We start from the raw sequence: 12,955 nt of genomic DNA, 5'->3' as shown, positions 1-12,955 counted from the left end.
AGTAGTAACGCTCGTCATTGTCGGGATCCCACCTCATGTCCAGTGCCCGTAATCTCATCACAGATGTTCCAGGTCTCAAAGTCGGCAACGCGTCTGACAAAGACCTGAAATCGGGGGCCACGGTTCTTCTTCCCGAAGAGCCCGCGGTCGCATCGGTCGCCATACATGGCGGCGCGCCGGGCACCCGGGAAATCGCGCTTCTTGAACCCGAACAGACCGTTGAAAAGATTGACGCCATCGTACTGGCGGGCGGTTCGGCGTTCGGCCTGGATGCAGGCGCAGGTGTCCAAGGCCGTCTGGCGGATCTGGGATACGGATTCGCGGTCGGCCCCGTTCGCGTCCCGATCGTTCCGACCGCGATCCTCTTCGATCTCCTGAACGGCGGCGACAAGAGCTGGGGCCAGGCGGCCCCTTATCGAGATCTCGGTCGTTCGGCACTGGACGCAGTCGCCTATGAATTCTCTCTCGGATCTGTTGGCGCCGGAACGGGTGCAACGACGGCAAATATCAAAGGCGGCCTTGGCTCCGCTTCACAACAACTCGACAATGGCATTACCGTTGGCGCTGTCGTTGCGGTAAATGCGCTTGGCCGCGCCACAATTGGTGACAGTGCCCATTTTTGGGCAGCACCCTTTGAAATCGGGGATGAATTCGGTGGCCTCGGTATGGCCGTCCCCTTCCCCAAAGATGCCGTCCAGGTGCGCACAAAACTCGACGCGTTGAAGGCCGGGGCGAACACAACGATTGCGGCCGTTGCAACCGATGCGGTTTTGACGAAGGGCGAAGCCAAACGGCTGGCCGTCATGGCGCATGACGGTTTGGCACGGGCCCTCTGGCCTGCCCACACGCCGCTGGATGGCGATCTGGTTTTTGCACTCTCCACCGGTCAGCGCAACTTGGAAAACGGCCTGGAGGACATGGTCCGTCTGGGCGCCGCTGCTGCGTCCTGTCTGGCCCGCGCAATCGCTCGGGGGATCTACAATGCCACGCCCGCCGAGGGGGATCCCGTTCCAACCTGGCAACAGAAATTCGGGGCATAGGCAGATCTGAAGCCGACGTGAAATCGTATTCGGGTCAGATCAACCGCCTGAAGGTTTCTCGCAAATGCAGCGCTTCCGAATAGCTTTCATCGTAACTCTCCTCGTGCTTGGATTGTCCCCTGCAACCGCAACTGCCAAGCAGTTGGTGCTTGAGGAATTCTTCCGTGGCAAAACGGTCGGCAAGGGCGTCTTTGAAAGCAAGATCGCAGGTGTCTATCGCCCATTCACGGTCTATCTGACAGGCACCTGGAACGCACGCACCTTCACGCTGCGCCTGCGCGAAGACTTCGTCTATGAGGACGGCGAAAAGGACACGAAAACCTGGTTCTTCCAAAAGGTTGCTGATGGCCGCTATATCGGCCAGAGAGCCGACGTAATTGCGCCGACCAACGTGAGAACAGACGATAGTGGCGCTCTCAGATTTTCCTACGTCGCGGAGCTGGAAACGGAAAACGGTCCTCTGTTGCTCAAATTCGACGACACATTAACTCAGGTCGATCGAAGAACGGTTCGCAACACTGCCAGGGTCATGAAGGCAGGTTTCACCATCGGAACGGTTGACCTGACTTTCACCAAATAACTCTGCGGAACAAATCAAATATCGCCGCCTGCTTGAACAAGGAAGAGACTTACGCCTAAATTGAATGAAGATCTCTTCTTCCGAGGCACGCATGAAAAAAGATATTTCACAATACATAGGCGTATTTTTTTGTTTTTTGTTCACCTTTTGCTTCGCGGTTCAATCGAACAGTGGCAGCACTCACGCGAGTGAAGCAACTGGTCCACTTGCAACTACGCTCGAAGACACGTTGACCCGCACCTTTGAAGGGGACTTCGATACGATCCTGGAACGCGGTTATTTGCGGGTTCTGATCCCTTTTTCCAAAACCGGCTACTTTATCGACAAAGGCGTTCAAAGAGGTGTTTCGGTAGACCTGGCAATGGAACTCGAGAAGTATCTCGTCAAGAAACAGGGAAAGAAGACCATCGACTTCGAAGTCGTTCTGATCCCGACCCCGCGCGACAAACTCTTCACCTATCTTGCCCGCTCGCGAGGCGACATAGCACTCGGAAACCTTACAATTACAGACGAGCGCAAAAAGCTCGTCAGCTTTTCCGTGCCGCTCCTCCAGGACGTGCACGAGGTTCCCGTTACCCTGAACGACATGCCGCAGATAACCGCGCCGGCGGACCTTTCCGGCCGCAAGGTCTACGTCCGCAAATCGGCCTCCTACTATCAGAGCCTGGAAAACCTGAACCGCAAATTTGCGCGAGAGGGCAGAAAGACCATTGAGATAGAATTTGCCGAAGAGTGGATGGAAGACGAAGACATCCTGGAACTGGTCGCCGCAGGCACCGTCCCGATGACAATCGTGGATCAACACAAGGGAGAACTCTGGCAGGAAGTCCTGGACGGTCTGGAATTACATCCAGACGCGGCTGTGCGCACGAACGGGGAAATTGCGATCGCCGTGCGCCCCAACGCACCTGACCTTCTCAAAGCGATCAATGATTTTGCCGCGACCGTGAAAAAAGGCACTCTCATCGGCAATCTGGTATTCAAGAAGTATCTCCAGGAAGCCGAATATCTCAGGAACATGCGTGACGAAGACTATGAGGCGGAACTTGAAAAATTCACCGGTCTCTTTCGCAAATATGCCGATGAATATGATTTTGACTGGTTGTTGATCGCGGCGCAAAGCTTCCAGGAATCTAGATTTGATCCAAAGGCGCGCAGCGGGGCTGGCGCGGTCGGCCTCATGCAGATCAAGCCTTCGACTGCGGAGGGAAATCCGATCAACATCACGGGGATAGCTGCGAACCCGGACAACAACGTGCACGCTGGGGTCAAGTATCTTCGCTACATCGCCAATCAGTATTTTTCTGACCTCGACAAGGATCAGGCCGACCAGACCTTCTTTGCATTGGCCGCTTACAACGCAGGACCCAGTCGTTTTGAAAAATTTCGCGAGCAGGCGAAGAAACAGGGTTACGATCCGGACAAGTGGTTCGGAAATGTAGAGTGGATTGTCGCGGCGCAAGTCGGTCGCCAGCCGATCGAATATGTCGGAAACATCTACCAGTATTACGTGGTGTTTCATAACGACCGGAAACACCAGAAGGCCGGCGCCGCCGCCAAAAAAGCGGCGGGAACCGATTGATCTGTAACGTCATGCGGCCTTGAGGGCGAGCTGTCCTGCCCTCGTCAACATTTTCTCGCGATCAGCGCCGTCCGATCCGTGTATCGGCGAGAAGACGTGGTACCCCTTCGGCTTGAAGCCGCAAAAGGCAAGGATCTGTTTTTCCGTCTGCTTTCTGATGCCTGATCCATAGATCCAACGGAATATCCAGCCAGGTGTATCTGCGGTTACGAGCACCTGAGCACTGCGCCCCGTTAGGAGCTTTTCGGGAATGGATTTGCCGGCCACATACTTGAAAGCCTTGCCGGAGAGAAGCACCCGATCAAACAGACCTTTCAGTTTGGCCGGGTGACCACCCCACCAGAGAGGATGAACGAGCACGATATGCTCGCACCAGACAATATCGTGCCAGATACTTTCAAGATCGGGCTCAAGCTGCGGACCGCCGTCGAAGTCTGATGTGCCGTAGTCAGGATTGAAGTCCATGTCGGAGAGATGCCAGCTGCGCACCTCGTGCCCCGCCTGCCCTGCCTGCCGCGCATACTGCGCCGCGAGCGCGCTACAGAAGGAGCCCTTCGCAGGATGTCCATCAAGTATGAGTATTCGTGTCATGGGTTTGTTCGCCTGTGAACCTGGAAATTGTCAAAAATTGACCACGGTCACTTTTAGGCTCCATTATGCTCGGAAGTCAAGAATTTTTGACCGCGGTCAATTTACAATGGGGTTACATGACGCGAAAACCGCAGCAGCGCAGCATCGAGACACGCGCAAGGGTCCTCAAAGCAGCACGAGATTTAAGTAGGAAACATGGCTTGGAACTGGTCACGGCAGAAGCGGTGGCGGCGGAAGCCGGGGTCGCGAAGGGAACAGTTTTCTCTCACTATGGAGACATGGACGGCTTGCTGTCCCATGTACTTCTGGATCGCTTGAACGCGCTTCGCACAATCTCGGCGGAAGATGTCACACCGGCGGCAGGTCTCGAAGATCCGGTCGGGCAACTGCTCCGGAACATGATGGCGATGATTGACGTGATTACGGACAGTCCGACAATCTTGCGGCTGTTTCTCGACAATATCGGCGTCACCAAGCCAAATTGTGCAACTGAATTCGTTGAAACGCTGGACGCGCTCGATGCGGATCTCGCAGGCTTTCTTGAACTCTGGCAAAGTTCAGACGCAATATCACCGGCGCTGCGTCGCGACCGCACCCCGATAGAGATGGTTGACGGATTGATCGCCTTCATGATCCACGGCGCAATTCTCCTGAAAAGCCACCAGTTGACCGACCGCAGTGTGCTTGAGACAAGGCTCCGCCGCCATGTTGAGGCTTTTGTACTGGCGCCCGTGACATCTACTGCCTAGCCGTCTTCCGGCGCTTCGCCCGGCCACATCACCACGTGCTGTTCATAGTCTTCCAACGGCATGCCATCTTCGGGAACCGTCCGTCCCCGAACGGAAATCCCGGCCTGATGCACGGTTTCACTGTCACCTGACACCAACGGATGCCACCAGTAAAGATCCTGCCCTTCCCGCACCAGGCGATAGGCGCAGGTTGGCGGAAGCCAGGTGAGTGTCCGGACCTCTGCGGGTGTGAGCTGAATACAGTCGGGCACAGTCACCGCCCTGTTGTCGTAGTCCTTGCAGCGGCAACTTTCATCGTCCAGCAATGTGCAGGCGACCCTGGTCCAGACGATTTCGCCCGTATCCCAGTCTTCCAGTTTGTTCAAACAACAGCGTGCACAGCCGTCGCAGAGCGATTCCCACTCCGACGGTGACATCTCTTCAAGCGACTTTGTCTTCCAGAACGGACGCTCGTCCATTTTCATACCTGTTGCCGGTTTTGTGCCTCTTGGCACCCGTTTCTATCCGGAATGAGCGCGTAGCACGTAGGCGTCTGCGCGGCAACCAGCGTATTGGGATCGCTCGGTTTCAGCTTTCCCGCGGCATATCAATAAATTGGGAGGAAACAGTAAAGCCTGCAGCAGCCTGTTTGCAGTCGATGCAAATCGGGTTAATTTGAATGAAATAGACCTCATCCGGAGACGCTGTCGCGTGACAAAAGGGCCAAAATCGAACCGGCACGCTGGTGACGAAGCACCACGCAAAAGCAATCGTATCCGGCGCTTCTTTCTGTCGGCTGACGCCTTTGTCGACACGGCTCTTTGGAAGACCGGATCGGCACTGCGCCGGACGATCGAAGGCTACGATGCGTTTTTGCGCCGGTTTCGGGCAAAAGGCATTTGGCGCGGACTGAGCGAATTGTCCTCGGACGGCCTGACATTCGGTCTTTTGGGCTTCATCGTTGTCCTTGCCTTTGCGCAGCCTGCGTTTGAGGCAACCCGGTATGCGGACTGGAAAACGACCGACGATTTCGCCGTAACGTTCCAGGACAGGTTCGGCAAGGAAATCGGCCGAAGAGGGATCGTGCTGAATGACAGCGTTCCCTTGGAGGAAATTCCGGACTCTCTCGTAAAGGCAACGCTCGCCACGGAGGACCGCCGTTTCTTCTTTCACTTCGGCATCGATGCTGTCGGGACGTTCCGTGCGATGGTTGAAAATGCGCGCGCCGGAGGCGTCGTCCAGGGCGGGTCTTCGATCACACAGCAGCTTGCAAAGAACCTGTTTCTCACCAATGAACGCAGCCTCAGCCGCAAGATCAAAGAGGCCTACCTCGCGCTCTGGCTCGAAGCCAATCTCACCAAGCAGGAAATCCTGAAACTTTATCTCGACCGGGCCTACATGGGCGGCGGCGTATTCGGGGTGACGGCAGCGTCGGAATTCTATTTCAACAAGAACGTGCGCGAGCTGACGCTTGCAGAAAGCGCAATGCTCGCCGGCCTCTACAAGGCGCCGGGAAAATATGCACCGCACATCAACCTGCCTGCGGCCCGTGCAAGAGCCAACGAAGTGCTGACGAACATGGTTCAGGCGGAACTCCTGACCGAAGGCCAGGTAATCGGAGCACGGCGCAATCCGGCGCTTGCCGTCGACAGGTCCCAGGAGCAGTTGCCCGAGTATTTTCTTGATTGGGCCCTTGATGAGGTCAAGAAGCTTGCAAGACGCAATCCCGCCCTCGCCCGTGACCGTATCGTAACGGTTCGCACGACGCTCGACCCTGCCCTGCAGCGTCAGGCCGACCTCGCTGTTGAAACCATCTTGCGTGACAACGGTAAACTGCGCGATGCCGGCGAGGCTGCGCTGGTCTCGATGATCCCGGACGGTGGCGTCGTGGCCATGGTGGGCGGGCGCTCTTACGGCGAAAGTCAGTTCAACAGAGCCGTCAACGCGCTCCGCCAACCCGGTTCATCGTTCAAGCCGTTCGTCTATATGACGGCCTTTCTAAACGGGTACACGCCGGAGAGCATCGTTCCGGATCGACCGGTCTGGATCGGCGACTGGTCCCCGAAAAACTATACCCGCAGCTACCGCGGACCGGTGACACTCAGGACGGCGCTCACCAAATCCATCAACACTATCCCTGTCCGTCTCTCGCTCGATTTCGGGCGCCAGAAAATCATCGATACCGCTTATGCGATGGGCCTGACCCACGAACTTGAAAACTCGATCTCGCTCCCGATCGGATCGTCGGAAGTCACTGCGATCGACATGGCGTCTTCCTATGCAACTTTCGCCAACGGCGGTTTCTCTGCGCCCGCCTATGCGATACTGGAAGTGCGGAACAGCGATGGCAAATTGCTCTACAGGCGAGAGCGCGACGAGGCCTCTACGCCCAAACGGGTACTGCCCGAAGAGCAGGTCCACATGATGAACGGTATCCTCGTCAATGTGGTTGAGGCCGGAACGGCGAGACGGGCAAGAATTGACGGTGTCGTCGCTGCCGGAAAAACCGGAACGACCAACGCCTATCGTGACGCCTGGTTCGTTGGCTACACCGGGAACTTTTCGACGGCCGTCTGGGTTGGAAATGACGATTTCACCTCAACGCGCCGCGTCACCGGCGGAAGTCTGCCTGCGATGACATGGCAGCTCTACATGAATTATGCCCATAACGGCATTGAACTTGCCAGCATGCCAGGCGTCGATCCCGAGACATTGCCGCGGCTGTCAAAACCGTCGACAACAAAGGTTGCCGAAAAAACGACCGTTTTCTCCCAGCCGCGCGTTTTGAAGCGCCGGACCCAGGGGCTGCTGCTTCGGATCGGCAGAGACATGCGGCAGTTGATCGAAAAAGAAAACGCAAAGCTGGACACCTCTGACGATCCTGCCCAGACCGACTTCGCGGCGGCTCAATGACTGGATCTGGATCGCCGGGACAGCCTGCCGAGATACGATATGGCGAGGCGGATTGGCACGTTCAGGACTTGCCCCTGGCCATTCGTCCGCACAAAACCCGGCCCTTTAGAACCCTTGTTTTCCTGTCGATCATCGTCGGATTTGCATCACTCCTTGGCATAAGTTCCGCGTATGTGATGATTGAGCGCGAACAACCGCTCAACGCAGTTACAATAGGTCCCTGGCAAGCCTACCCGAAAGCGGGAACCGCCGAAGCAGATCCCTACTCCGTTGCGATTTACACCCGCGGAGCTGTTGTGCCGCTTGCTTCCGGAGAAGGGTTGGCGCTCGTCGCGCGGCAGGACAGTGCCGGACACCTGCTTGATCCGACATGCGTCTACAGGATTTCTGGACAGACCCCCGCAGCGCGGTTGTGGACGCTGACCGTGACGGACGGTGATGGCCACCTGGTCCAAACGCTTCCAGGCCGCGTTTATCTTGACAGTCAAAGCCTGCTTCGAAATCAGGATGGAAGCTTTGAAATCAGCGTGGCAAATAATCCGCATTCGGGAAACTGGCTGCCCCTCGCAGCAGCTGCAAATGCCAGCGACGGGTTGCGTATTGTGTTGCGGCTCTATGATGCGCCCGTGACAACAGGAGCAGCGCTCGATGGCATCCAGCTGCCCACCATCGAAAGACAGGCCTGCCCATGACCCTGTCGCCACGATTTTCAATGACGCTTGGAGCCTTCGCCACCGTTTTCCTTGCGGTCATTATTCATGTGCTCGTGGTCTTCGGCATCCCGCTGAACGTGCAGCACAGCGCATACGACAATATCGCTGAATACGGACCGGACCGACAGTTTAACCTGCTACCGGACGTCAGACCGCAGCAGGAAGCTCTGCCGGACCTTGATCCCTCGATGAAACACGCGGCCTGCAGGTTTCAGCTTGTCGATGGCCCCGTTCTGTTTGATGCGGGCATCCCGACGTCCTTCTGGTCCATCGGCCTGTTCAATTCGGCCGGCGAAACCCTTTACAGCCTGAACAATCGAACGGCGGGTGCCGATCGCTTGTCCATGCTGGTCCTGACGCCTTCGCAACTGTCGATACTCAGAGAAAACCCGCCTGAAAACCTGGAAAACCTCATTGTCATCGAAACCGACGAGATCAGCGGATTCGCTCTGTTGAGAGCGCATGTTCCACACCCCTCCAAGGCGAATGCCGTCGATGTCGCGCTGAAGTCGGCGACCTGCGGAACAATCGGCTGACTTGCGGCGGCACTGCCCTTCAATGATTTGGATCAGGCCTGGGGCGCGAAAGGACCAAGTGCGGCAAACAGATCCTGATAGTGAGTTTCCTTGCCCTGCCACCGCCCGAGCGAAGAACGGAATATCGGGCGACGGACCTGGGTGTTGGAGAACGTCGTGACCGGGCTCTCGCTCTTGTAAAACTCAAGACAGGCGTCTTCCCACGACAATCCCGCATGTGACAGCAGCGTCTCGCTTTCGGCTCGCTGATCGTCAACCAGCGCCTCATAGGCAAGCGTATGAATATCGACCGGAACCACCTTTTGCCAGTGGTCCATCAACGACGCATATGTCCGGTAGTACCTGCCGACCGTATCCTGTGTCAGGGCGTAATTGTGCGCTGGGGAAAGAGGATGCGACAGCAATGAGATGCACGTGTCGGCAGCCGATCTGGAACAGTGAATGAATGTCGCCTTCGGAAACAGCAGGCTCATCAGCCAGACCATCTCATAGTTGTGTGGCATCTTGTCAGTCACGCGGTCTGCGCGGCGGTCAATGCCATCGAGGATCGCCAGGTATTTACGGGCGATCCGCCTGAACTCTTTGGGGTCAATGTTCTTGAGCCGGTTTTCAAGGGCGGCGCTCGGCTGTCCCTTGAGACCCATTTCTTCCTGCAGATGCCTGAAAAATTGTATCTCACCGCCGCTTGCCGCCTGCGAATGGCAGCTCACAATCTGTTCGATCAGGGTTGTGCCTGATCTCGGCAGACCGAAGATGAAGACAGGTTTTTCGGACGTGTCCGCAACGTCCGTGTGGTTTGCGAAAAAATCCTCGTTGAAGACTTCCTTCGTGAAGGCAATTCGGTCCTCATAGGCGCCCGGATCAAAGGGCGGATAATGCAGCTTGCGTGCTTCCTGATAGTGTTCTAGCCCGCGCGACGTATCGCCGATGTCGTGATAGATCTTGCCGGCTGCCCAATGCAGATTTGCCTGGTCCGGCCCCGGACGCGGTGAACCGTCGCCGATGAGAGCTTCGATCTGGTCAAGTTCTGCCGGTTTTTCCTTGAACGAGCGGGCAAGGCTCAGGCACTGAAATGCCGTCGGCATCTCTTTCTTGCAATCAATGGCCTTTTCGAACCATTCGATCGCCTCATCGATATTGCCGACCGTAATTTCGAGCTGGCCCATGCCAACCAGTCCGTACCCGTTTTCGGGGTCGAGTTTCAGCGCCCTAAGGTAGCTTTGACGTGACATCACGGCTTGTCTCTTGATGCGATACAAATCGCCGAGCTGCGCGTGAAAATCAGCCTCTTTCGGTGCAAGCGACACCGCCTTTTTCAAGGAGGCCTGCGCACCGTCAACGTCACCGGCATTCATGAGCGCTATGCCGAGAAGCTGATGGACCTGCGGATGCTTGCCGGCCTTGCGTGCAGCAATCTGGAGCCGTTCGATGGCCAATCCAATGTTGCCTTCCTGATAAGCCGCGATGCCGAGCGAGAAGTTGGCCTGCGGGTTACGCGGGTCCAGCCGCAGCACCTGTTCAAACAAATCCAGTGCGATTGGAATACGCCCTGCGTGCTGATGACTGAGCGCTTCCTGTACAAGCTGCGTCACACCCGGGTTCATGTAGGCTCCTGACAAATTGGCATTGGCGCGGACGGGATTGCTGTTCTCAAGCTGACGACGGTCTTTGCAACCGGACGCGTCCGTTTCCCCTGCAATAATGCCGTGCCGGCAAAAGTGCAACGGAATTGCTGGGCAGGCGAAAAACCTGGGAGACCGCTTTTCCTGTGATCGCTATTTCTTCACTGGTGGCCGTTCGATGCTCCAGCCTGTGTAGATCCTGGACCTTTTGGCGGGCTTTTCCTGGCCATAACGATCGTTGGCTTCGCAACTGGCTTCCGCGAGCCGTACCTGGCCTTCAAGTTCGCGGATGGCGTTGTTGACCTTCCATACTCTGTCCTGGCTCGGAGTTTCAATCTCCAGGCCTTTTAGTGCCTTCTTGTAGGCGATAATCCGGTATCGAAGTGCTTGCCCGACCCATTTGATCATGACACGGTTTTCCCACACACGTGCTTTCGCACCGTCATAGGTTTCCTGCGTCGTCACGGGTTGATTTCGCAGAACTCTCAGCCTTTCATCGTCGGCCTTCTGCACGCGCAGGGCAACCTCACAGAAGGGCATGACCAGTTCTGCATCGCCTGTCGCGTCTGCAGCAATCTTGTCATAGCGCGCATCGGAGGAGCGAAATTTGTCCGACCGCAGGTAGATGAGATAAAGATCGGGCGGGACCCGTCCCTCCGTCTCCGGCAAGACGCGCGTGCGCGAGAGCTCGACCATCGTCCCGCCGATCCAGTCCTTGGTCCAGGGAGGACGGATAAGTGTCCAGCCCCGATCCCGCAGCAACTCTTCATCGTTGGTGTAGTTGAATTTGGAGACTGGATCACCGCGCAGGCGGGCCGCATTCTCTCCAACCGCAGGCATAAGGTCATCGTGAATGACGGAAGGTCTGGCCCGGTCGAAATCACCAGTCGGACGCACGCAGGCTGAAAGAGCGAGACAAGCGGCCATCACCATGGCAAGCGCAAGGCTTTGCCTAATCTGTGTGCTGCGCCCCCCGCGCAGGGGTGCGCACCCATGTACCGCATTGTCTTTGCCCATCGGGCGTGTCTCCAGACCGCAAATTCTGGTTGATGACCGGACTTACCCCGTCCGACGCGGCTGGAGGGCTTGGACCGTCAGTCCTTGTCGGAACCAGTGGGTCCAGCAGCTCTTCCGATGGTGTTGATTCGCGCGGCAAGATCAAGGTCATGCCGCTCATAGCGTACACCTGGGAAGAGGATAACCTCCCCAAAACTCTCTGTGCTTGCCTGTTCGTGCGATTTTGAGCGTTGGCTCACACGTGCACTGGGCCGTGGTGCGGACGAAAAATCCAACAAAGTGCCCATCGTCTCCTCCTTCGGTTCCAGTCTCCTGAACGGCGTATTACCGCGCGGAAACGGTCAAACGGGCGACGCATTACTTGCTGCAGGTTCATTAAGAAGCCGTCAGGGTTAACAGCATGCTAACGCTTTTCCTGCAATTTGATGGAAACAACTTTCGACGGTCGATCTGTGTTTCGTGTTTTGTAGTCGGGTGTCATGCAACAGAGCCAAAAATTTAAACAAAAAAAGCCTCAAACGACCAACGTTTCGCGAACGCGCTCAAGCTCTGCTTCGGCGCGGCATGTGTTGCTGTCTGCCTCAGAGATTTTCGTGGGGCGTCAGAAGCATGACATTGAAGAAACTGATATTTTTTTGGAACTCGCGCGAAATCTGCTTCAAGGCACCCCTCCAGAGGATCGCCGCCAGATATCCAGGTTGCTCGCCGGACATCCAAAAATACCGGACGATCTGCAGGAACAGCTGGCGCGCGACGAAGATCCTTTGACAGCGGCACCTGCCCTTCGTAACAGTCCCCGCCTTTCTGTGGATCTCCAGCTTGAGGTCGCAGAGAACGGCCCCGAGATTTCCCGAAAAGCCGTCGCAAGCCGGCCTTCCCTTCGCGAATCGGTCATCAGCGCCCTGTGCGACCATGCTGAAGCAAGTGCAGTCAAAATACTGCTCGAGCGCGACGACATCAGTCTCAATAAGACCCATCAGGCCAAACTCAGCCGAAGAAGCGACATCATCGCGTCTCTCGGTCTGGAACTTGCCGGCCGGGATGCCCTCAATCCCGACGGCCTGATGGGACAGTTTCTGCATTTGCCGGCGCCCTTGAAAAAGCAGGCAATCGCCGCCGCAGAAATGACCAGCCTCGTTAAACAGGCACAGACACCAGGTGGAAACATGTCCCAAAGATCCGAAGCAAATCGACCCCGAATCCAGGAAGCCCTGGTTGAGGAAGCAATGAGCCAAAACACATACCGCTTCGCAACTTTGCTCAGCCAGGGTCTCGGCCTGTCGAGATCCACCAGTAACCTGTTGCTGCGAAAGGATCAGGGCGAAGGCCTCACGATTGCCTTGAAGGCATTGGGGATGCCGGAGTTTCAGACCACGACGATTCTGATCCGCCTGCTCGGGGAAGACATGCCTTTGACCGATCTGCGCGGTCTTTTGAGAATGCACCGCACGCTCAGCAACGGTGCAGCCGAAGCACTTGTCGGGCAATGGCTCCTGCACGATCAGGGCGCACAGAAATCCGCGCCGCGGTATTCCTCGCAATATCAGGAAGCCGCCGGTAGAAAGACGCAGGCCAAAAAGACCTTCGCAAAACGCGGTGTGGATCAGAGACAAAAAGCCCGCTCATAGAGCGG

At 56.6% G+C, this 12,955-nt stretch carries 12 protein-coding genes; 8 read left to right on the top strand and 4 right to left on the bottom strand.

The features are described 5' to 3' along the window. Positions 1-35: 35 nt before the first annotated feature. The 3 genes from Q0915_RS06830 (at position 36) to Q0915_RS06820 (ending at position 3,202) form a co-directional block, all read left to right on the top strand. A complete protein-coding gene (locus Q0915_RS06830; protein WP_299481156.1) occupies positions 36-1,040 on the top strand; it encodes a P1 family peptidase in 1,005 nt (334 codons plus the stop codon). A gap of 64 nt (positions 1,041-1,104) precedes the next feature. Further along, positions 1,105-1,620 carry a DUF3833 family protein gene (locus Q0915_RS06825; RefSeq protein WP_299481154.1) on the top strand — a complete coding sequence of 172 codons (516 nt, stop codon included), beginning with the start codon at positions 1,105-1,107 and terminating at the stop codon, positions 1,618-1,620. A gap of 229 nt (positions 1,621-1,849) precedes the next feature. Then, complete coding sequence (locus Q0915_RS06820) at positions 1,850-3,202, top strand: transglycosylase SLT domain-containing protein (RefSeq protein WP_299481152.1); 1,353 nt, start codon at positions 1,850-1,852, stop codon at positions 3,200-3,202. A gap of 9 nt (positions 3,203-3,211) precedes the next feature. Here Q0915_RS06820 and Q0915_RS06815 read toward each other — a convergent pair whose 3' ends face one another. Next, positions 3,212-3,793 carry an NAD(P)H-dependent oxidoreductase gene (locus tag Q0915_RS06815; protein WP_299481150.1) on the bottom strand — a complete coding sequence of 194 codons (582 nt, stop codon included), beginning with the start codon at positions 3,791-3,793 and terminating at the stop codon, positions 3,212-3,214. Between the two features lie 65 nt (positions 3,794-3,858). Here Q0915_RS06815 and Q0915_RS06810 point away from each other — a divergent pair, with 65 nt between their 5' ends. Next, positions 3,859-4,542, top strand: a complete 684-nt coding sequence (locus Q0915_RS06810) for a TetR/AcrR family transcriptional regulator (protein ID WP_366525249.1) — start codon at positions 3,859-3,861, stop codon at positions 4,540-4,542. Here the strand turns inward: Q0915_RS06810 and Q0915_RS06805 are convergent. After that, positions 4,539-5,000: a YcgN family cysteine cluster protein gene (locus Q0915_RS06805; protein WP_299482133.1), complete on the bottom strand. Its 462-nt coding sequence runs from the start codon at positions 4,998-5,000 to the stop codon at positions 4,539-4,541. The genes Q0915_RS06810 and Q0915_RS06805 overlap by 4 nt on opposite strands. A gap of 232 nt (positions 5,001-5,232) precedes the next feature. Between Q0915_RS06805 and Q0915_RS06800 the strand changes: the two genes are divergently transcribed. Genes Q0915_RS06800 through Q0915_RS06790 form a run of 3 tightly spaced genes read left to right on the top strand, consistent with a single transcriptional unit; the run spans position 5,233 to position 8,683 of the window. Beyond that, a complete protein-coding gene (locus tag Q0915_RS06800; RefSeq protein ID WP_299481146.1) occupies positions 5,233-7,434 on the top strand; it encodes a PBP1A family penicillin-binding protein in 2,202 nt (733 codons plus the stop codon). Continuing rightward, entirely contained in the window at positions 7,431-8,126 is a 696-nt protein-coding gene (locus Q0915_RS06795) for a DUF1214 domain-containing protein (RefSeq protein WP_299481144.1), read from the top strand. The genes Q0915_RS06800 and Q0915_RS06795 overlap by 4 nt, the downstream gene beginning before the upstream one ends. Next, positions 8,123-8,683: a hypothetical protein gene (locus tag Q0915_RS06790; protein WP_299481142.1), complete on the top strand. Its 561-nt coding sequence runs from the start codon at positions 8,123-8,125 to the stop codon at positions 8,681-8,683. Before Q0915_RS06795 ends, Q0915_RS06790 begins: the two co-directional genes overlap by 4 nt. Before the next feature lie 32 nt (positions 8,684-8,715). On the opposite strand, the gene Q0915_RS06785 is transcribed toward Q0915_RS06790, so the two are convergent. Together Q0915_RS06785 and Q0915_RS06780 are read right to left on the bottom strand one after the other, a co-directional pair. Beyond that, complete coding sequence (locus Q0915_RS06785) at positions 8,716-10,287, bottom strand: tetratricopeptide repeat-containing sulfotransferase family protein (RefSeq protein ID WP_299481140.1); 1,572 nt, start codon at positions 10,285-10,287, stop codon at positions 8,716-8,718. 171 nt (positions 10,288-10,458) lie between these two features. Continuing rightward, a complete protein-coding gene (locus Q0915_RS06780; protein WP_299481137.1) occupies positions 10,459-11,322 on the bottom strand; it encodes a hypothetical protein in 864 nt (287 codons plus the stop codon). Between the two features lie 593 nt (positions 11,323-11,915). Between Q0915_RS06780 and Q0915_RS06775 the strand changes: the two genes are divergently transcribed. Next, positions 11,916-12,950 (top strand): DUF2336 domain-containing protein, encoded by a 1,035-nt coding sequence (locus Q0915_RS06775; protein ID WP_299481135.1) that lies wholly within the window; start codon positions 11,916-11,918, stop codon positions 12,948-12,950. The last annotated feature ends 5 nt before the right edge of the window (positions 12,951-12,955 follow it).

The organism is uncultured Roseibium sp. (genome assembly GCF_947494555.1).
Lineage (GTDB): Bacteria > Pseudomonadota > Alphaproteobacteria > Rhizobiales > Stappiaceae > Roseibium.
Note: the sequence above shows the minus strand (reverse complement) of the source record. Positions and strands in the feature narration are given on the sequence as shown.

Coding starts and splice junctions, on each gene's coding strand:
- Q0915_RS06830 (WP_299481156.1), top strand. CDS start 36: ATGTCCAGTGCCCGTAATCTCATCACAGATGTTCCAGGTCTCAAAGTC.
- Q0915_RS06825 (WP_299481154.1), top strand. CDS start 1,105: ATGCAGCGCTTCCGAATAGCTTTCATCGTAACTCTCCTCGTGCTTGGA.
- Q0915_RS06815 (WP_299481150.1), bottom strand. CDS start 3,793: ATGACACGAATACTCATACTTGATGGACATCCTGCGAAGGGCTCCTTC.
- Q0915_RS06810 (WP_366525249.1), top strand. CDS start 3,859: ATGCTCGGAAGTCAAGAATTTTTGACCGCGGTCAATTTACAATGGGGT.
- Q0915_RS06805 (WP_299482133.1), bottom strand. CDS start 5,000: ATGGACGAGCGTCCGTTCTGGAAGACAAAGTCGCTTGAAGAGATGTCA.
- Q0915_RS06795 (WP_299481144.1), top strand. CDS start 7,431: ATGACTGGATCTGGATCGCCGGGACAGCCTGCCGAGATACGATATGGC.
- Q0915_RS06790 (WP_299481142.1), top strand. CDS start 8,123: ATGACCCTGTCGCCACGATTTTCAATGACGCTTGGAGCCTTCGCCACC.
- Q0915_RS06785 (WP_299481140.1), bottom strand. CDS start 10,287: ATGAACCCGGGTGTGACGCAGCTTGTACAGGAAGCGCTCAGTCATCAG.
- Q0915_RS06780 (WP_299481137.1), bottom strand. CDS start 11,322: ATGGGCAAAGACAATGCGGTACATGGGTGCGCACCCCTGCGCGGGGGG.